The organism is Paenibacillus sp. N119s, from assembly GCF_059447605.1.
Genome location: NZ_JCAJRU010000524.1, coordinates 1 through 418 on the forward strand (window position 1 = coordinate 1; position 418 = coordinate 418).

Genomic DNA, 418 nt, shown 5'->3' on the forward strand with positions numbered 1-418 from the left:
AGATGGTCATCGGCATGTTGGCGGTTTTGAAGGCAGGAGGGGCCTATGTACCGATTGATCCTGACTATCCTGAAGAACGTATTCGTTACATGCTCGAAGATTCAGGAGTCCGTCTGTTGCTCACCCAAAGCCATCTATGGGAGAGTACCACGTTTGACGGTAAGCTTGTGAGTCTGGACGAAACCGCAACGTATACAGGAGATGCTTCCAACCTGGAGAGCATTTCGGGACCAAACCATTTGGCCTATGTTATTTACACATCGGGTACAACTGGCAAACCCAAGGGAACGCTGATCGAGCATAAAAATGTAGTTCGTCTGCTCTTTAATGATAACAATTTATTTGATTTCAGTTCCCAGGATACATGGACGCTGTTCCATTCGTTCTGTTTCGATTTCTCTGTTTGGGAGATGTTTGG

Annotated in this window: 1 protein-coding gene; it reads left to right on the plus strand. The window is 46.2% G+C overall.

Features of this window, described 5'->3' with window-relative positions; genetic code table 11:
• Positions 1-418: AMP-binding protein (locus AC5V8P_RS26140; protein ID WP_495474124.1), on the plus strand; the 418-nt coding region annotated here is incomplete at both ends.